Raw genomic sequence first — 18572 nt, 5'->3', positions numbered from 1 at the left:
CCGATATGTCACAAAGTAGATCCTTCATAGGCACAGGAGAACACGGATTTCAACCCTGGTACTCACGCATTGGCGCGAACGCACCGAAAAGGGCGTCGAACGGACTGTTAAGTTTTCAACAGCCCTCCCCAACTGGCCAAAAGCTTGCCAAGAACTGGACGGAGCGTTGTTGAAAACCCCGCTTCTTTTCTCATGCGGAAGCCTTGCGCGGCAAGTGAGTAGACTTTTTTGAACATCCCGATCAGGCCGGTCATCCTGCTTTTCAAAACCGCAGGTAGATAGCTTGTTACAAAACTGCCTGGTCGCCAAAGTGCTAAAAGTCTACTCACTTAGGTTGCAGAGTGCCCCCCATTAGCTGCAATTCCAGGGTATTTAGCTCATTTGGACTCAAATCGTCGTACTGGACAAGGATTCGAGTCGGGTTTGAAGATCCATGTGCGCCATCGGGACACCAAAAACAGTCATTGATATCGATGTAAGGGATGCTCGAGCGCGCGAGGGCGCGTGTAAAAGAGTTTCCGCCCGTATCGCACTCCGCAACTACGACGCAGTAGAGGCCGGCATCCGCGTGCTCAACCAAAAACTCCCCCGCCGGAAACGCCTTTCGCACAAGCGCCGTCAGGCCATCACGCGCCTCGCGAGCTCGAACGCGCACGCGGTTCACATGTCGCTCGTAATCACCCGATTCCAGCAAGCGAGCCAAAGCGACCTGGTCAACAGAACTCACCGACGAGGCGTAAAAACCAAGGTTGCGCCTAAACCGTTCCATCAGCTCATCAGGCAGGACCATATACGCCAAACGCAAGGCCGACGACAGACTTTTTGAAAAGGTGTTGGTGTAGATGACCGATTGGGCGGCATCGATCGACGCGAGCGCGGGAATCGGCTTGCCGGCAAGGCGAAACTCACAATCAAAGTCATCTTCGATGAGATACCGATCCGGCTGCTCGGCGGCCCAGCTCAGCAGGGCATAGCGACGCGCAATGCTCGTCACAAGGCCGGTCGGATATTGGTGAGACGGCATCAGGTGAAGGACATCCGCCCCGGTTTTCTGCAGAGCACTCAAGTCCACGCCTTCACCGTCCAACGGGATATGACGCACTTCGCAACCCATAGCCTGATAGATGCGCGTCAGGCGCAGATAGCCCGGATCCTCAACGGCATACACCTTGTCGGCTCCAAGCAACTGAACCAACATGGTATCGAGCAGCTGGGCGCCCGCACCGATAACAATGTTGTTGGGGTCGACATTCATACCCCTCGTCCCGCGTAGATGGTGCGCAATCGCACGTCGCAGCCGAGCGGTGCCCTGCGCCGGCGCGGGCGAAAAGATTTCGCGCTCGTCCTCGGATGCCAGCGTCGCCCGTAGCGCGCTTTGCCAAAGCCGCGCCGCCTCCAAAGCAGAAGGAGAAAGCGCATCGAATCGCTCGACCTGTCCGTTGACATCATGCACGCTGGGGCCCACAGAGACGGCATCTCGGTCGATGCCCTCCGCAGCCGAAGCCAAAACCGGTGCATCCGGAAGCTCGCAAGCGTAGTAGCCACGACGTGGCATTGAGCAAATATAGCCCTCAGCGAGTAACTGGCTATATGCATTCTCAATGGTAATAACACTGATTCCCAGATGACTGGCAAAGGCGCGCTTGGACGGCAGATGCTCCCCCGCCGTAATGCGTCCAGCTACGATATCATCTCGGATTTGCTGGTAAACATACTCATAGAGCGATGCTTCGCCGCGTTTTTCCAAATTGTAGTCAAGCATGAGTTTGTCACCTGACCTTATCGAGCTGTTCAATCTGGTATTAAGCTGACCTTATTATTATCTCGAAAACTGAGTATTTTGCCATGCCCAGCTCCCCGATAGGATTTTCCGTCAAGCAATGCACATGCCAACCAAGGGAGCAACCATGGCAGAACAGACCAGCAAGGCAGATCGCGTCAAACTCAATCGCGAACTCGCGCAGATGCTCAAGGGCGGCGTCATCATGGACGTCACCACGCCCGAGCAGGCACGTATCGCCGAGGAGGCAGGCGCCTGCGCCGTCATGGCTCTCGAGCGCATCCCGGCCGACATCCGCGCCGCCGGCGGCGTGTCGCGCATGAGTGACCCCAAGATGATCAAGGGCATTCAAGAGGCCGTCTCCATCCCCGTCATGGCCAAGTGCCGCATCGGTCACATCGTCGAGGCGCAGGTCCTTCAGGCCATCGAGATCGACTACATCGATGAGTCCGAGGTTCTCTCCCCCGCCGACGATGTCTACCACATCGATAAGACCCAGTTTGACGTCCCGTTTGTCTGCGGTGCCCGCGATCTGGGCGAAGCGTTGCGCCGTGTTGCCGAGGGCGCCACAATGATTCGCACCAAGGGCGAGCCGGGCACGGGCGACGTCGTCCAAGCCGTGCGCCACATGCGCAAGATTCAAAAGCAGATCCGTGACGTTGTTGCCCTGCGCGACGACGAGCTCTTTGAGGCAGCCAAGCAACTGCAGGTTCCGGTCGAGCTGGTGCGCGAGGTCCATGCCACGGGTAAGCTTCCCGTCGTGAACTTTGCCGCCGGCGGCGTAGCGACCCCCGCCGACGCCGCGCTGATGATGCAGCTGGGCGCCGAAGGCGTCTTTGTCGGCTCGGGCATCTTTAAGAGCGGCGATCCCGCCAAGCGCGCAGCCGCCATCGTCAAGGCCGTGGCAAACTTCACCGATGCCAAACTCATCGCTGAGCTTTCGGAGGACCTGGGCGAGGCTATGGTGGGCATCAACGCCGACGAGATCGAGATCATCATGGAGGAGCGCGGACGCTAGTCCGGCAGAAAGGATCGCACATGAGTGATTACGCAGACCAGACGGTCGCCGTGCTGGCGATCCAAGGTGCTTTTGCCGAGCACGAAGCGAGGCTGTCCGAGCTGGGCGCACGTTGTATTGAGCTGAGGCAGGCGGCTGATTTGAAGCAGGACTTTGACCGTCTGGTACTTCCCGGCGGCGAGTCCACCGTTCAAGGGAAACTGCTTGATGAGTTGGGCATGCTCGAGGAGCTTCGTGCCCGCATCGCTGAAGGCATGCCCGTCCTGGGCACCTGCGCCGGCCTGATTCTGCTGGCGCGCGACCTTGCCGCCCATGACGATAAGGGCACGCCGCGTTTGGCAACCATGGATGTACTTGTCGAGCGCAATGCCTACGGCAGGCAGCTCGGCAGCTTTCGAACCAAAGGGCAAGTAGCCGGCATCGACGGTGAAGCGCCGCTGACGTTTATCCGCGCACCCCGCATCGTCGAGGTCCACGGCGACGCCAAGGCCCTGGCCGAAGTCGATGGCTGCATCGTCGCTGCCCGCCAGGGCAACCAGCTCGGCGTAACCTTCCACCCCGAACTCGATGAAGACACCCGCCTCCACGAACTGTTCCTACAAATGTAGACAGAGTAGAAACGAGCGTGGATTTTCGGACACATAACAAATGAGAGTGGATAATCTCCCCTTTGAGCTTGAATGCAGGCTCAAACCGGGAGATTATCCACTCTCATGCTATGTAGTCGTTTAAGAACGTCCCCAATGACTACCTTGGATCATGGCAACGCCGATGTTTTGGCAACGCCAGCGAGCGCCGCCCAGGGCGAACAAGTTGGCATGAAAAAGGCAAGGCATAGACCTTCTGGTCATGCCTTGCCTTTTGAATGACAAATTGTCGCCCTGGGTGGCGCGCAGCGTCAACTAGTTACGCGGTTCGTAGAACCGCGTAACCCCTAAAAGCGGTTGCCGCGGAAGCCGCCACCGTTGCGGCCGCCACGATCGCCACCGCGACCGCCGCGGTCGTTACCACGGTTGCCGCCGAAGCCGCCACGGTTGCCACCACGGTTGCCACCAAAGCCGCCGCGACCGCCACGGTCGCCGCCACGGTCACCAAAGCCGCCACGGCCACCGCGATCGCCACCGCGACCGCCGCGGTCACCACCACGGCCACCGCGATCGCCAAAGCCGCCGCGACCGCCACGGTCGCCGCCACGGCCACCGCGCTCGTCACGGCCGCCGCGAGGACCGCGGTCCTCGTCCAGGCCCATGGCGACGAGCGGAGCGATAACCTTATCGAGAGCGGCCATCAGCTCGGTGGCCTCCTCGTAAGAAAGCTCAGGCAGGAGCTTCTCCTTCTTGCTGGCAAGCTCGACCAGGCCCTCAGCGGCATCCTCGGCAGCGAAGACGACGATCTTGCGCATATCGCCCTCGGCGTCGTCGATGCGGCCGACCAGGTCGGCAGCCTCGGCCTCGGCCATCAGACCATCGAGCTCACGAAGGCGCATGCCCAGCAGGTCGGACATTTCCTTCTGCTCCATCTTGGGCTTGAGGTCAAGAAGCTTGATGGCGCGCTCGATGTTCGCCATACGCTCGGCCTTGGCCTCCTCCTCCTTGGAAATAGCAAAGCGACGGCTACGCAGCAGGCGGGCGGCCTTCTGCATCTTGTCCATCAGCTCTTCGTCATCGTAATCAACGGCGGCCTCGACAACCTCGGCCTCCTCCTCGGCGGAAACCTCGGCAGCAGCCTCAACCTCGGCAGCTTCGGTCTCCACGGTCTCGACTGCCTCGACCTCGGCAGCCATGGTCTCGTTCTCGGTCTCGTTCATGATCTCTTCGTTCTCGGACATGAGACTCCTTCTTGGCCCTCTCGGGCATCATCGCCCCATTCGCGGGGCCCGTCGCGCACTCTTTGCGCTTTAAACATTCATGCCTCTCGGCAAAACGTCCATTAGTTTATGGTGTCGCCATCCAATCTAGCTGCAGAATCTATGTGCACACATTAATGCGACATGTGCGACTCGCGGCGGGCGTACACCAGCGACACCGCGAACCCGGCCACGGCAATCACGGCCGCTACGCGCACGGCAGCCGCAAATCCGATCGCCTGGGCAACGTCCGCCGCAACGCCAGCGGCGCCGGCAACCGCCGCAGAACTCGAGAGCAGGCCGATAAACAGGGACGGGCCAAACGACGCGGCAATCATGTTCCACGTGTTGAGCAATGCCGTTCCGTGAGGATGCTCAGCGGCGGGCAACGTCTCCAGGCCGGCCGTCTGCGAGGGGCTCAGCACCAAACCGACACCGGCATACACCACAACAGTCAGCGCCACGACAATACCAATGTTCATGCTTGCCGCGGTCATCGAAATTGCAGCCTGTCCCACAGCAATCAGGGCAAAGCCGACCGGCAGCAGCGGCCACGCGCCACGGGCATCCATCACGCGTCCGCCCACAATCGAGGTCACAGCGTTGCAGGCAATCGCCGGCAAAATGAGCAAGCCAGCAACAAGAGCCGTCATGCCGTATGCGCCCTCAAAATAGAGCGGCAGCAAAACGCTCATCGAGAACGTCGTCATCATCGACACCACCACAAGCAGGCACGCAGGCCAAAAACGAACGCTTGCCATGGGGCGCACGTTGAGCACCGGATGTCCGAGCTTGAGCTGACGGGCCGTAAAGAGGCCGAGCAGCACAACGGCGGCGAGAAGCGTCACGATACCGGCCATCACATTGGTCGAGAACTCGCCAACGGAATATACAAACGCCGTGATGCCGGCCGCAAGCAAAGCAACCGACAGAATATCAAGCTTAGTGTTCGAGCGCTCTCCAACATTTCGAACGAGCTTTGCTGCCGCCGCGGCGACCACGACACCGCCCACCAGCGGCACTACGAACACCGCCCTCCAGCCAAACAACGTGCACATAAGACCACTGATCACAGGTCCAAACGCCGGCCCCAGCGTAATGCAGGCACCGCCCAGACTCAGATACAGACCGAGCTTCTCGCGCGGAGCGCAAGATAGCACCACATTCATCATGAGCGGAAACAAGATGCCCGATCCCGCAGCCTGCAAAATGCGACTTGGCAGCAAGACGGTAAACGTTGGGGCGACCAGGCACAGGACTTCTCCGGCGACCATGCATCCGCATGCGAAAAACAGCAGCCTGCGCGTCGAGAAACGACCGGAAAGAAAGGCCATGATGGCCGTAAAGATCGACGTCACGATCATGTAGCCCGAAACAAGCCACTGCGCCGTGGTGGCACTCACCGAAAAGGCCGCCATGATGTCGTGCAACGCCACGTTAATGATGTTCTCGTTAAACGCGGCAACAAAGGCCGCGATATACATTACGGCGAGAAACGCCGAAGTGGCCGATGGCGCTACTTGAACTTGTTGCTGAGATTTGCTCCCCATGCATTTCCTTCCTCTTGGAACGACAGTCGTATCGCCCCAGAGGAACAGTCCAGGGCGAGGATGAGCCCTAGACTTACGCCAGACGCCGCACGCGACGAGTCTGGCAACATGGTCCAACGTCGAAAGATTGCAACGCGAACGCGCAGCTTTCCTTCCGCGCTATTATTGAAAGTCCACGAAAGCATGAGACATGAGGAGCCCTCCATGATTAAGCCCATCATGAAATCCGAGTTCTTTTTGCGCCTGCCTTCCGAAGACGCGGGACCCGACGATGCCGCGACCGGGCAGGACCTTCTGGATACGCTCCATGAGCATGAGCACGAGTGCGTGGGGCTCGCCGCCAATATGATTGGCGCACGCAAACGCATCATCTGCGTAAAGGACGGCAGCAAGTCGCTGCTTATGTACAACCCGCAGATTCTTGAGCAGGTCAATGCCTACCAGACGAGCGAAGGATGCCTCTCGCTGATCGGCGAGCGTCCCTGTACCCGCTATCGCCGCATTAAGGTTGAGTATCTGGACGAGAACTTCGTCCACCGCATCAAAAACTTCTCGGGCTACACCGCCGAGATCATCCAACACGAAATCGACCACTGTAACGGCATCGTTATTTAGTCAGCCCAGATAACGATGCAGGTTGAGCACACGACAGCGAGCGAGCCGCATTTGCGCCAAGGTGACGCGAAATGAGAGGGCGCTGACCTTCTGGTCGCGCCCTCGAAATTGAACGTCAGATTGGCGTGAATGCGGCTCGCGCAGCGTCAAGTGGTCCGCCGTTCGGTAGAACGGCGGAACTAATTAGCTCTGGCGGTAATGGTCGAAGAAGTCGGCGAGGTCTTCGAGCGACTCTTTGAGCACTTCCATGCGCGGCAGGTACACGATGCGGAAGTGGTCGGGCTCGCCCCAGTTAAAGCCGCCGCCGCGCGTGATGAGGATCTTCTTCTCGTGCAGCAGGTCGAGGGCAAACTGTTCGTCATCGGTGATGTTGAACTTCTTAACATCCATCTTGGGGAAGATATAGAACGCCGCGCGCGGCTTAACCACAGAGATACCATCGATCTTGCTGAGCGCCTCATACACAAAGTTGCGCTGCTCGTAGACACGACCGCCGGGGCGGATATAGTTGTTAACAGACTGATGACCGCCGAGCGCCGTCTGGACGATCGACTGGGCCGGCACGTTGGAGCACAGGCGCATGTTCGAGAGCATGTTGATGCCCATAATAAAGTCGCTCATGCAGCGCTGGTTGCCCGAAAGCACCATCCAGCCGATACGATAGCCCGCGATCATGTGCGACTTGGAAAGGCCGCTAAAGGTGACGCAGGGCAGGTCGGGAGCGAGCGAGGCAATCGAGACGTGCTCGTAGCCGTCCATGCACAGGCGGTCGTAAATCTCGTCGGCAAAAATCATGAGCTGGTGCCTGCGCGCGATCTCAACGATGCCCTCGAGCACCTCGCGCGGATAGACGGAACCCGTGGGGTTGTTGGGGTTGATGATGACGAGGGCTTTGGTCGCGCTCGTGATCTTGGACTCCATATCCTCCAGATCGGGATACCAATCCGCCTGCTCATCGCACAGATAGTGCACGGGATGACCGCCGGCAAGGGTTGCGCACGCCGTCCAGAGCGGATAGTCGGGGCTGGGGATCAGAATCTCGTCGCCATTGTCGAGCAGCGCGTTCATCGAAAGCTGAATGAGTTCGGACACGCCGTTGCCCGTGTAGATGTGCTCCATCTGAACATTGGGCAGGCCCTTGATCTGCGAGTACTGCATGATCGCCTTGCGCGCGGAGAACAGGCCGCGCGAGTTGGAATAGCCTTCGCAGTCGGGCAGCTGCTGGCGCATGTCCTTAATGACCTCATCGGGCGTGCGGAAACCAAAGGGTGCCGGATTGCCGATGTTGAGCTTGAGGATGCGCTCGCCTTCGTCCTCCATACGGGCAGCCTCGTCGACAACGGGACCGCGCACGTCATACAGAACGTTCTCGAGTTTGGCGGATTTAGAAAAAGTACGCATGGTGGTGCTCCTTGCAATTTGAGCTGAGGGATGGGGTTCGGGCTTGGAATCGTTGCGGGGTGATGATGCCTCGCCTTGATCGGCGTCGCCGGCAAGCAGCCAGGTAACATCGACCTCCAAAATACGGGCGAGCAGCTCAGCCACATCGCGCCGCGGAATCGTCTTGCCGCTCACATATTGGCTCATCTGACTCTTGCCGAGTTTTTTGCCGAGCATCTCCGATGCGCGGATCACGTCCGACTGGCGAACGTCGCGATCGGACATAGTCTGTCGCAGGCGATCGCTAAACGTCTCTTGGGCCACAGGAACCTCCTTGCTGGCAAAGTTCAATTTATAGAACACGAATTGAACCATGGTTCAATTTAGCAAGCAGTATAACGCGGCACCTCATTCGAAAGTTCAATTTCATAAGAAAACGTACCGGACTCCGAGATTTGCCCAAAGCGGACAATGACGTGTACGCGTTTAGAGGTATTCAAGGAATCGAGCGGCGGCAAGCGAAACGTCAGCCGTGCGATATATCGCATTGATCTGCCGATGGGGATGTCCCTCGAGCGAACGCACGGCAACATCGAACTGGCAGCGGCGCAAGATGAGCGCGGGAAGAATGCTCACGCCCAGGCCGTCCTCGACCATGGCCATAATCGCATAGTCATCCCAGGTCGACAGCTTGGAGCACACCGTCAGTCCCGCCCGACGGAACAGCGGCGTAATCTCGTCATCGGTGCCGCGTTCTAGCAGAATAAACTGCTCGTTGGCTAAATCGGCAAGAGAAACGACCTCCGCCGTGGCAAGCGAGGAGTCCGCTGGCAGCACGGCCATCAACTCGTCTTGCACCAACGGTCGCGACGCCATGCCGACGCCGCGTGGCTCACGCGGGATAAAGCCCAGATCGCAGCGGCCCTCTGCCACCCATTGTTCAATCTCTGAGTAATCGCCCATCAGCAACTCATAATCGACGTCCGGGTGATCGGCGCGAAAACGCGCAATCACCGGCGGCAACACGTGGGTCGCCACACTCGAAAACGTACCGATGCAGATTTTGCCGCGCATGAGCCCGCGCATCTCATCCACCCGTCGCTGCAGGCGGCCAAACTCTTCGCATAACGCCTCGACAGCCGGCATGACCTGCCGCCCGTCGGCAGAAAGCGTCACGCCCTCGCGGCTGCGGTCGAGCACCTTAAAGCCCCAGTCGGCCTCGAGGTCGGCCACCATGCGGCTCACGCCCGATTGCGAATAGCTCAGGCGCTCGGCGGCGCGCGTAAAGCTTCCGGCGCGCACTGTCTCGAGCAGCACCTGCATCTTTTGAATATTCGTTTCCACGACACGCCTCCGCCTTTGCATGATGTTTTGTCATGTTATCCATGCATTATATTCGCTTTTCTTCTAAGGCAACCTCACCCATAGTGAACATGCAGGGATATGAAAGGGGCGGCTGCGCATGAACAACGGACTGATTACGTATTTAGCAGCATTGTTGTTGTTTGGCTCCAACGGCATCATTGCCGCGGCCATCGCGCTGCCGAGCTCCGATATCGTGCTGCTGCGCACCTTTCTGGGAGCCTTCTCGCTTGTCACCATCCTCGCCATCACCCAACGCCATAAACTGCAGGCGCCATCCCGCCCTCGCGAAGCTGCGGCCTTGATCCTCTCGGGAGCTGCGTTGGGCGCCAGCTGGATTTTTCTGTTCCGCGCCTATCAGACGATCGGCGTCGGCGTATCCTCGCTGCTGTACTACTGCGGCCCCATCATCGTCATGGCCCTCTCGCCGTTTATCTTTGGCGAAAAACTGACCGGGGGCAAAATCGCCGGCTTTATCGCCGTCGCCTGCGGCGCTTTTCTCATTGCAGCGCAGGGTCTCGGCGGCAACATGCCCATTGCGGGCATCGTCTGTGGCATTGCCTCGGCCTTCTGCTACGCGTTGATGGTCATCGCCAGCAAAGGCGCGCCACACATCGAAGGCCTCGAGAACTCTGCACTCCAGGTGAGCGCCGCCTTTGTGACCGCGCTGGTCCTCACGCTCGTCACCCAAGGCGCCCCCTCGTTCTTTTCCCCCGGTATCGCCGCAAGCATCGATTGGCGTGCCGTCGCTATGCTCGGCGTCGTCAACACCGGCGTCGGCTGCCTGCTTTACTTTAGCGCCGTCGCCAAGCTGCCTGTGCAGACCGTCGCGGTTGTCGGCTACCTCGAGCCGCTTTCGGCCGTTGTGTTCTCCGCCATCCTTTTGAGCGAAGGCATAACGCCGGTCCGCCTGATGGGCGCCGCGCTAATCATCGGCGGCGCGGTCTTTTGCGAACTCGCCGGCAAACGCGCAAGCACCAAGGCTGGTATCGCCCAGGCAGCGCGCGCTTAAGGGACATTTTCTCGGGGCGCATGCGGGATAAAGCCCAGGTCGCAGTGGCCCTGCACCTCACGGGAGATGCAGGGCCATTTTGCATTGCAGTAAAGCTATGGGCTACGAACGACGCGGCTCGGGAACCACGAGCCTATCGGGGCTCGCGCCCTCGGCATCCATCAGGCTCACGTAGCGAATCGATGGGTCATCGTAGGTCGCGTAGTAATAATTGCCCGTACGCGCGCTAAAGCATCCGGTGTAGATGGTCTTCTCGAACTTGCCGTCGCCCATCTTGGACGCTCCCTCGATCATCGCCACGCCCTCGAGCGAGCGGAACATGCGGACGACGTTTTCGGTCTCGCTGTCTTTTTGCGGGTAATTGGCGTTGAGGTACGCTGCCTTTACAAAACGGCTCGGCGAATAGCAGTCGCCGGGAATGCCGCGCATGCCGGCACCGGCTCCATAGGGCTTAAGCTCGGCGCCACGCCACGTCGCCGTCTGCGGAAAATCGCTGGTGGCGGTGATATAGGTGCGCAGGTTTTCCATATGCCACGGGAAAGTCGGCTGGTTGGCAAGGGTATCGACCGGGTCGTCGTATACATGCAGGCCGTCGGCCATCATCTCGACCACGATACTGCGCTGGCTGTCGCCGATAATCCAATGGAGCAGCGACACGCCCAGGCCCTCGCCGGCAGATTTGGCGACAATCACCATATCGCGCAGTGCAGCCTCGGCCTCGTCGACCGTCGAGAACGTCGCCGCCACCCACAGGGGAAACTCGTAGGCCGCGATATTGGTCTTGCCATCAACCGGCCCCTCGGCATACTCGGCATAGCCGGGAAAGTTGAGCCCCGCCACAGCCAGGCCCGCATCGTTGCCGCAATCGAAAAACATGGGATAGTTCTTGTAATCGATACACATACCGATTACCGCATGCGCCGCCGTCGCATCGTCGATAAACGAGTACGGGATGTGGAACCCGCGGGGCACCACGCGAACCTGCTCGCCGTATCCAAAGCTCCAGTCGAGGTTGCGGCCCAGATACATGTGGCCGGAATTATCGGTAAATCGAATGCTCGTGCACATAGCGCCTCCTAGCTCAATGTTCTTACTAAGGTCATTGTCACCAAACAAAGGAGCGCTAAACAAAAAAGTCCGGACATGACAACAATGTCATACCCGGACTAAAAACGACGAGGTGCGGTGCTTTGGTCCCCTTAGACCAACTTTCCAAGACAGTGATCAATCATGTGCTGGATCATTTGCGCCTCAAAGCCTGCGTAATCGCGGCGGCACTCCTTCATCTTGCCGTCGACGATCTGGTCAAAGGCAACCTTGCACTTGATATAGCGCGTGGACTTGGTGACCTCCTCGTGCGTCAGGCAGCTCTCCTCCATCTTGCTGGCACCCAGGCCAAACACCAGACGGGGGTTGTAGAGCACGTGGGGCTCGCCGGCGTCGTCCAGGTAGACGCAAACCTTCTTGGTAACGCCAATCTGGTTAGCGGCAAGGCAGCCGGCATCGTCGAGCGACTTGATGGTATCGATCAGGTCCCGAGCAACCGACTCGTCCTCGACGGTCGCAACCTCGCAACGCTGGGACAGGATAGCCTCGTCGTGGCAAAGCTCTTTAATCATACGTTCCTCCATAGGGGTCGTTGTAACCGCTTAAGTATACGGTACCTACACAATTTCATGCGAAAGATACCGCCCGTCCGTTACAAACCGCCGAACATCAACATGTGAGGAACACCAACTTCACAAAGGCGATATAGTGGGTGGGTTCGTGTCAATCGGCCTAAACTCGGGGCCGAACAAGGAAAGGGTATGCATGGACGAACTTTTTCACGTCAGTGAGCGCAAGTCCACAATCGGGACCGAACTTCGCGCTGGACTGACAACATTCCTGGCAATGGCCTACATCATCGCCGTCAACCCCGCGGTGCTCTCGGGCGCCGGCATCGATGCGGGAGCGCTCGCCTGCGCCACTTGCCTGGGCGCCGGCATCATGACCATCTGCATGGGCATCTTCGCCAACCGCCCGCTCGCCTGCGCGTCGGGTCTGGGCATCAACGCCATGATCGCGGGCATCACCACCACCATGTGCGGCGGTGACTGGCACGTTGCCATGAGCGTCATCTTCCTCGAAGGCATCGTCATCTTGCTGCTCGTCCTTTGCGGCCTGCGCGAGGCCATTATGGACGCCATCCCCGTGGTCCTGCGCCACGCCATCTCGGTGGGTCTGGGTCTGTTCATCGCCATGATCGGCCTGTGCGACGCCGGTATCATCACCGCCGGCGCTGGCACGCTTGTCGGCCTGGGCGACATCACCTCCCCCACCTTTATCGTCGGCATCATCTCCATCATCGTGACGGTCGCCCTGGCTTCTCGTAGCGTGCCGGGCTCGCTGCTCATCGGCATCATTGTCGCCGTTATCGCCGGTATCCCGCTGGGCGTCACCCATGCCCCCGAGGGCCTCATCGCCCCGCTCAACTTCTCGACCTTTGGCGCCCCGTTTGCCAACACGGCCGATGGCAACATTGCCATCGTGAAGGTTCTGACCGACCCGATGCTGCTCGTCGTTGCCTTCTCGCTGCTCATGAGTGACTTCTTTGACACCATGGGCACCGCGATGGCCGTCGCCAAGCAGGGCGAGTTCCTGACCGAGGACGGCAATGTCGAGGACATCCGCCCCATCCTGGTCGTCGACTCCGTGGCCGCCGCTGCCGGTGGCTTTATGGGCGTCTCCTCCATCACCACCTTCGTCGAGTCCACCTCCGGCGCTGCCGACGGTGGCCGCACGGGCCTCACCTCCGTCACCACCGGCGTGTTGTTCATCCTCGCCGCGTTCTTCTCCCCTGTCGTCTCCATCGTTTCCAGTGCCGCCACCTGCGGCGCCCTGGTCTACGTCGGCTACCTCATGATGAGCGAGGCCTCCGAGATCGACTGGTCCGACGTGTCGCAGGGCTTCCCGGCGTTCATGATTGTCGCCGGCGTGCCCTTCACCTACTCCATCTCTGCCGGCATTGGCCTGGGCTTTATCGCCTACGTGGTCGTCGCGCTCTTTAAGGGCGAGGCCTCCAAGATCAAGCCGCTCATGTGGATCGCAGCTCTTGCCTTCCTCGTCTACTTCTTCGTGGCGTAACGGCATAGTCTGCTAAAGCAAAACAACAAGGCGCGGAGTCGCATCGAGCGGCTCCGCGCTTTTCTTTTAAGCCCAGGCAACGCACGGACGCGCGATATATTGCTTCCCAAGTTTTGGACATTTTGCCCTCCAAACGGCACTACCGCCGGCAACATTCTGTAGATATGCTGGGCGTAATCGCATAGGCCCTATGAGGATGGGAGTAACCATGGCCGCCTTGTTCACGACCCCCAAGCGCAATGACAAAACCTCTGGAGCCCATTTTGTCGAGCCCGACGTGCGCCGTCGCACGCTGCTCGCACACGGCAGCTGGCGCCGCGTGACGCGCCGCATCGTTGCAGGCGCCGTATGCGCGCTCACGGTAAGCTCGCTGCTCATGCCGAGCATCTCGCTCGCGGCGGAGTGGATTGATGTTGGCGGCACCCAGTACAACGCCGGCACTGCGGCGGGCGACGGCGCCGGCACCTGGAGCTGGGACGGCGCCGACGACATGAAGCTCATCAACTATAACGGCGGTGAGATCAAGGCTGCAGGCAAGCTCAACATTGTCTATGAGGGCAAGAACACCGTGAAAACCGAGCCTGATTACACCGGAGCCGCCATCAAGGCGCAGGACGGCACTAGCCAGAAAGCAGAGTTGAACATAACGAGCTCGAATAGCACGGATGAGCTCAATGTGACAGCCGAGGCCGATGCAATTAAATCAACAGGCGACCTCTCCATTTCTGGCCCAGGCACTGTGAACACCACAAGCACTGCTTCCGACGGAATTGAGGCAAAGGGCGATCTCTCTATCACGGGCTCGGGCACCGTGAATGCAACGGGCGGTACCGAAGGCATCCAATCCAAGGGCAAGACCACCATCGATTCCTCTGGCACAGTGATCGCTAAAGGAGGCGAAGGTTACGGCGTCGCCGCGGGCAGTGACCTGATCATCAAAGGCGGTGGCAAGGTAGAAGCAAGCTCGATAGAAGAAGCGGCGATTTGGGCTGACGGCAACATCGACATCTCGGGCGGCAGCCAGGTCAAGGCAAGCTCCCAGGGAGATCTTGCCGTCGACGCTGAGGGTAGTCTCGCGGTCACGAACGCCCCCCTTGACGCAAGCGGTGTTGAATATGGTGTCTATGCCTACAAGGGCGTTACGCTCGATCATGCGACCGTGACGGTCCGCACAAGCGCGAGCGGCGGCCAGGCCATCGCCCTCATCACTGATGGGGACGACATCGTCATCAAGAATGGTTCCATCGTGGACGCGTTCGCAGAAGGCAAATTCTCGGTTGCAATCTCTACCAGAAACCACCAGCCAAACGTCGCTGGCGGCCACATCTACATCAGCGACTCCGTTGTTAAGGCTATAGCCCGCTATGTCGAGACCGGTGGCGATGGCCCCGATCACTACAGCAACGACCAAAGCGGCGAGGTCATCCCTGAGCCTAGGGGTCTGAACATCGGTATCTTCGCCCAGACCTACGAGGGCATCACGCCCGCGAGTATCTCGATCGTCCGCAGCAAGCTCACGGCCGAGGGAGACACGGCGGCAATCTTCGCTCTTGCCATAAGCGAGGATGGCAAGGCGATCGGCACCATCGAGATCGAAGGCGCTCCCATCCAGACGCCCGCAGGCGGCAAGATCATTAACTATCGCAACAAGGAAGAACTCAGCGGCGGCATCCTCTGCGAGGCGGGTCAAACCATCGGCACGGGCGACGACGTGATCGACTCTCCCTATGACGCCGCTGTCGCCAAGAGCACGCTCACCGTACCTCCCGAGAAGAGCAAACCCGAGGAAAAGTCCGGCGAGACCAAGCCGGGTTCCAAGTCTAAGAGCGCGAAGACAACCAAGACCGTTGCAGTTGCAGCCACGGGAGCCAAGATCGCCGGCAAACTCGCAGCGACCGGCGACGCCTCGAGCGCAGCCATCGTGGCAGCCGCCCTTGCGGGAACAGCCGCTATCGTCACAGGCGCCCTGGCGAGTCGCAAACGCTCGTAAACACTTTTTCGCACAGGACGGGTGGATCGCGGCCCTTGCCTTCCTCGTCTACTTCTTCGTAGCGTAAGGGCAAGGCTGCAAAAGCTGAACAATAAAGCGCGGAGTCGCCATGCGGCCCCGCGCTTTTCTTTTAGCGCCGGTCTCTGCGCCGGCGTGCGGCCTATTTCTCCCCCATTTTGGCCATTTTGCCCTCCAAACGGCACTACCGCCGGCAACATCCAGCAGATACGCTGAATCTAGTCGTATAGGCCCTATGAGAACGGGAGCAACCATGGCAGCCTTGTTCACGACCCCCAAACGCAATGACACTACCGCCGGAACCCATGTTGCCGAACCCGACGTTCGCCGTCGCATAGGACTCGCGCACGGCAGCTGGCGCCGCGTGACGCGCCGCATCGTCGTGGGAGCCGTATGCGCGCTCACGGTAAGCTCGCTTCTCATGCCGAGCGTCTCGCTCGCAGCGGAATGGGTCAAGGTCGGCGGCAACAAGTACAACACCGCGGCGAGCGACGAAGCCGGTACCTGGTCGTGGGACGGCGCCGACGACTTGAAGCTCAACAACTATAACGGCGGCGAGATCCAGGCCGCAGGCAAGCTCAACGTGAATTACTCGGGAACCAACATCGTCACTGCCGAATGGATCGAAAGCATCAACGTTTCTCATGGCACTAACGAGAATGCCGAGCTCAATATCCAAGGCGACGAGGGCGGCACGCTCAGCGTGACATCTACTGAGGACGCTATCCTCTCCACGGGTAATATCAACATCGACGGAGCCGGGTCCGTCAACGCCACGAGCACTGGGTTTGAAGCCATCAATGCCGGGGGTGATCTCGCTATCAAAGGTTCGGGCAACGTCAACGCCACGGGCGCATCGGATGGCATCAGGGCAAACGGCAATATCACGATTGACGACAGCGGAGCCGTCAGCGCCAGGGCTACCAAGGGCAAGGGTATTGGAACCGACAAGAACCTCACCATCAAGGGTGGCGGGACGGTCGAGGCGAGCTCCGAGAAAGACGCCGCCGTCGAGGCCAAGGGCAGCCTCACAGCCACAAACGCCTCCCTCAACGTAAACGCTGTTGAATATGGCGTCTATGCCCACAAGGGCATCACCCTCGATCATGCAAACGTGACGGTCCGTGCAAGTAAAGGCAGATACGGTGGCGCCATCGCCCTCTTCACCTACCAGGACGACATCGTCGTCAAGAACGGCTCTACCGTGGACGCGTTTGCGGAAGGCGAGGTTTCGGCTGCATTCTCCACCAGAAACGATCGACCCAACGAGAAGGGTGGCCACATCTACATCAGCGACTCCGTTGTCAAGGCCATAGCCCGCTATGTCGAGAACGGCGACGGCCCCATCCCCTACAGCGAAAACCAAGATGGCGAGACGAGGCGCGAACCCCAAGGCGAGAACATCGGCATCATCGCCCAGACCGGCGAGGGCGTCACACCCGCAGTCATCTCGATCATCCGCAGCAAGGTAACGGCCGAAGGAGATACAGCGGCAATCTTTGCCCGTGCCATGAGCGCTGACGGCAAGACAATCGGCACCATCAAGATTGAGAACGCCGCCATCCAGACGCCCGAAGGCGGCAAGGTCATTGACTATCGCAAGCTCCGTAACGGCATCTACGAGGCAGGCCAAGCCATCGGCACGGGCGACGCTGTGATCGACTCCCCCTATAACGAAGCTGTCGCCAAGAGCATGGTCATCGCACCTCCCGAGGTAGCCAAGCCGGAAGACCCCAAGCCCGACGAGACCAAGCCCGCGGAGTCCAAGCAGGACCCCAAGCCCGAGGGCGCAAAGACGACCAAGACCGTTGCGGTTGCAACCACGAAGGCCAAGGCCACCGGCGTGCTCGCGGCAACCGGCGACACCTCGGGTGCGGCCATCGTGGCAACCGTCCTTGCGGGAACAGCCGCTATCGCCGCAGGCACCATGGCGAGCCGCAAACGCTCGTAGACGCCTCTGCGCACATGGCAGCTCCCGCGAAGGCCCCGAGTCCCAGCACCGTTTAACAACGCCACCGCCGAGCTCCCCTCCGGCGGTGGCGTTTTCCATATGCGTCCGCAGGGTATGCACGAGATTGTCTTTTGTCTAGCCCAACCTGCATGAGCCGGCGTGCGACAATGGGGGCCGTCGATATCACAACGTCGAGAGAAGCCCGTCATGGAAGCGCATCAAAAGCAGATAACCGTTCATGCACAGCATGCCGAAAGCGCACCAGTCATCTATCTTCCCGTGGTCATGGGCGACGGCGCGGAGGTTTATGAACGCTGCCGAGAGCTCAACTGCCCGCCCTTCACGCTTGTCGGCATTGGCAGCCTCAACTGGAATCGCGAGCTGAGCCCCTGGGGATGCGACGGAACCGTGCGCGATGCCGAGCCCTTTGGCGGTCAGGCTTCCGGATTTCTCGATGAGCTGTTGAACTGGATAATCCCAGAGGCCGAGTCGTCGCTTCCTCAGCCGCCCACCTGGCGCGGCATTGCCGGCTACTCGCTCGCGGGCCTCTTCGCGCTCTGGTCCCTCTGGCAAACCGACGCCTTTAGCCGCGCCGCAAGCGCATCGGGGTCGTTGTGGTTTCCCGACTTTGTCGATCGCGCCAGCACGGCCCCTTTTGCCGGCAACCCGCAGGCCGTCTATCTGTCACTCGGCAAAAAGGAGACCAAGACACCCAACCGCATGATGCGGCATGTACTCGACGACACACGCGCGATGGAAGCGTTGCTCGTCGCGCGCGGCATTCCAACAACGCTGGAGCTCAACCCCGGCAATCACTTTGCCCAAACCGATCTGCGCATGGCACGTGGCATCCACTGGATATTGACGCATTAAAAATGACGCCCGCGCGTACGCATGGGCGCCATTTTTTGATTCAGCTGGACG

The 18572-nt window shown here is 59.7% G+C and carries 16 protein-coding genes; 8 read left to right on the top strand and 8 right to left on the bottom strand.

The genetic code is table 11. The features are described from left to right. Positions 1–107 precede the first annotated feature (107 nt). A complete protein-coding gene (locus DW796_RS10410) occupies positions 108–254 on the bottom strand; it encodes a hypothetical protein (protein WP_158567675.1) in 147 nt (48 codons plus the stop codon). Positions 255–325: 71 nt separating this feature from the next. Beyond that, complete coding sequence (locus DW796_RS02760) at positions 326–1762, bottom strand: PLP-dependent aminotransferase family protein (RefSeq protein WP_118094210.1); 1437 nt, start codon at positions 1760–1762, stop codon at positions 326–328. 145 nt (positions 1763–1907) lie between these two features. On the opposite strand from DW796_RS02760, the gene pdxS reads away from it, so the two are divergent. Continuing rightward, on the top strand, positions 1908–2798 hold the full coding sequence (gene pdxS, locus DW796_RS02755; RefSeq protein ID WP_022094325.1) for a pyridoxal 5'-phosphate synthase lyase subunit PdxS: 891 nt from the start codon (positions 1908–1910) through the stop codon (positions 2796–2798). A gap of 20 nt (positions 2799–2818) precedes the next feature. Further along, positions 2819–3406 carry a pyridoxal 5'-phosphate synthase glutaminase subunit PdxT gene (gene pdxT, locus DW796_RS02750; RefSeq protein ID WP_118094209.1) on the top strand — a complete coding sequence of 196 codons (588 nt, stop codon included), beginning with the start codon at positions 2819–2821 and terminating at the stop codon, positions 3404–3406. 326 nt (positions 3407–3732) lie between these two features. On the opposite strand, the gene DW796_RS02745 is transcribed toward pdxT, so the two are convergent. Then, positions 3733–4626, bottom strand: a complete 894-nt coding sequence (locus tag DW796_RS02745; RefSeq protein ID WP_118094208.1) for a hypothetical protein — start codon at positions 4624–4626, stop codon at positions 3733–3735. A 152-nt stretch (positions 4627–4778) separates the two neighbouring features. Continuing rightward, positions 4779–6194, bottom strand: coding sequence for an MFS transporter (locus DW796_RS02740; RefSeq protein ID WP_118094207.1), 1416 nt, complete (start codon positions 6192–6194; stop codon positions 4779–4781). Between the two features lie 204 nt (positions 6195–6398). Between DW796_RS02740 and DW796_RS02735 the strand changes: the two genes are divergently transcribed. Continuing rightward, positions 6399–6809 carry a peptide deformylase gene (locus DW796_RS02735; RefSeq protein ID WP_118094206.1) on the top strand — a complete coding sequence of 137 codons (411 nt, stop codon included), beginning with the start codon at positions 6399–6401 and terminating at the stop codon, positions 6807–6809. Between the two features lie 183 nt (positions 6810–6992). On the opposite strand, the gene DW796_RS02730 is transcribed toward DW796_RS02735, so the two are convergent. Further along, positions 6993–8474 carry an aminotransferase class I/II-fold pyridoxal phosphate-dependent enzyme gene (locus DW796_RS02730; RefSeq protein ID WP_118094243.1) on the bottom strand — a complete coding sequence of 494 codons (1482 nt, stop codon included), beginning with the start codon at positions 8472–8474 and terminating at the stop codon, positions 6993–6995. 201 nt (positions 8475–8675) lie between these two features. Continuing rightward, on the bottom strand, positions 8676–9533 hold the full coding sequence (locus DW796_RS02725; protein WP_233539643.1) for a LysR family transcriptional regulator: 858 nt from the start codon (positions 9531–9533) through the stop codon (positions 8676–8678). Positions 9534–9651: 118 nt separating this feature from the next. On the opposite strand from DW796_RS02725, the gene DW796_RS02720 reads away from it, so the two are divergent. Beyond that, positions 9652–10563, top strand: a complete 912-nt coding sequence (locus tag DW796_RS02720; RefSeq protein WP_118094204.1) for a DMT family transporter — start codon at positions 9652–9654, stop codon at positions 10561–10563. Between the two features lie 102 nt (positions 10564–10665). On the opposite strand, the gene bsh is transcribed toward DW796_RS02720, so the two are convergent. After that, positions 10666–11631 (bottom strand): choloylglycine hydrolase, encoded by a 966-nt coding sequence (gene bsh / locus DW796_RS02715; protein ID WP_118094203.1) that lies wholly within the window; start codon positions 11629–11631, stop codon positions 10666–10668. 131 nt (positions 11632–11762) lie between these two features. Beyond that, positions 11763–12182 (bottom strand): peptide deformylase, encoded by a 420-nt coding sequence (locus DW796_RS02710; RefSeq protein WP_118094202.1) that lies wholly within the window; start codon positions 12180–12182, stop codon positions 11763–11765. 193 nt (positions 12183–12375) lie between these two features. Between DW796_RS02710 and DW796_RS02705 the strand changes: the two genes are divergently transcribed. The 4 genes from DW796_RS02705 (at position 12376) to DW796_RS02690 (ending at position 18521) form a co-directional block, all read left to right on the top strand. Continuing rightward, positions 12376–13689: an NCS2 family permease gene (locus tag DW796_RS02705; protein WP_118094201.1), complete on the top strand. Its 1314-nt coding sequence runs from the start codon at positions 12376–12378 to the stop codon at positions 13687–13689. 208 nt (positions 13690–13897) lie between these two features. Further along, the gene (locus DW796_RS02700; protein ID WP_158567674.1) at positions 13898–15679 is read left to right on the top strand and encodes a hypothetical protein; all 1782 of its coding nucleotides are present in this window, start codon (positions 13898–13900) and stop codon (positions 15677–15679) included. Positions 15680–15950: 271 nt separating this feature from the next. Next, the gene (locus DW796_RS02695; RefSeq protein ID WP_158567673.1) at positions 15951–17648 is read left to right on the top strand and encodes a hypothetical protein; all 1698 of its coding nucleotides are present in this window, start codon (positions 15951–15953) and stop codon (positions 17646–17648) included. A gap of 207 nt (positions 17649–17855) precedes the next feature. Then, the gene (locus DW796_RS02690) at positions 17856–18521 is read left to right on the top strand and encodes an alpha/beta hydrolase (protein ID WP_118065585.1); all 666 of its coding nucleotides are present in this window, start codon (positions 17856–17858) and stop codon (positions 18519–18521) included. Positions 18522–18572 lie beyond the last annotated feature (51 nt).

This window comes from Collinsella sp. AM31-2AC, from assembly GCF_003469285.1.
In the GTDB taxonomy this organism is placed as follows: domain Bacteria; phylum Actinomycetota; class Coriobacteriia; order Coriobacteriales; family Coriobacteriaceae; genus Collinsella; species Collinsella aerofaciens_AT.
This window is presented reverse-complemented; position numbering and strand designations above follow the sequence as displayed.

Excerpts from the sequence above, each read along its gene's own strand:
- pdxT (WP_118094209.1), top strand. The coding sequence starts at position 2,819 with ATGAGTGATTACGCAGACCAGACGGTCGCCGTGCTGGCGATCCAAGGT.
- DW796_RS02740 (WP_118094207.1), bottom strand. The coding sequence starts at position 6,194 with ATGGGGAGCAAATCTCAGCAACAAGTTCAAGTAGCGCCATCGGCCACT.
- DW796_RS02700 (WP_158567674.1), top strand. The coding sequence starts at position 13,898 with ATGGCCGCCTTGTTCACGACCCCCAAGCGCAATGACAAAACCTCTGGA.
- DW796_RS02745 (WP_118094208.1), bottom strand. The coding sequence starts at position 4,626 with ATGTCCGAGAACGAAGAGATCATGAACGAGACCGAGAACGAGACCATG.
- pdxS (WP_022094325.1), top strand. The coding sequence starts at position 1,908 with ATGGCAGAACAGACCAGCAAGGCAGATCGCGTCAAACTCAATCGCGAA.
- DW796_RS02735 (WP_118094206.1), top strand. The coding sequence starts at position 6,399 with ATGATTAAGCCCATCATGAAATCCGAGTTCTTTTTGCGCCTGCCTTCC.
- DW796_RS02695 (WP_158567673.1), top strand. The coding sequence starts at position 15,951 with ATGGCAGCCTTGTTCACGACCCCCAAACGCAATGACACTACCGCCGGA.
- DW796_RS02720 (WP_118094204.1), top strand. The coding sequence starts at position 9,652 with ATGAACAACGGACTGATTACGTATTTAGCAGCATTGTTGTTGTTTGGC.
- DW796_RS02730 (WP_118094243.1), bottom strand. The coding sequence starts at position 8,474 with ATGTCCGATCGCGACGTTCGCCAGTCGGACGTGATCCGCGCATCGGAG.
- DW796_RS02690 (WP_118065585.1), top strand. The coding sequence starts at position 17,856 with ATGGAAGCGCATCAAAAGCAGATAACCGTTCATGCACAGCATGCCGAA.
- bsh (WP_118094203.1), bottom strand. The coding sequence starts at position 11,631 with ATGTGCACGAGCATTCGATTTACCGATAATTCCGGCCACATGTATCTG.
- DW796_RS02705 (WP_118094201.1), top strand. The coding sequence starts at position 12,376 with ATGGACGAACTTTTTCACGTCAGTGAGCGCAAGTCCACAATCGGGACC.
- DW796_RS02710 (WP_118094202.1), bottom strand. The coding sequence starts at position 12,182 with ATGATTAAAGAGCTTTGCCACGACGAGGCTATCCTGTCCCAGCGTTGC.
- DW796_RS02760 (WP_118094210.1), bottom strand. The coding sequence starts at position 1,762 with ATGCTTGACTACAATTTGGAAAAACGCGGCGAAGCATCGCTCTATGAG.
- DW796_RS10410 (WP_158567675.1), bottom strand. The coding sequence starts at position 254 with ATGACCGGCCTGATCGGGATGTTCAAAAAAGTCTACTCACTTGCCGCG.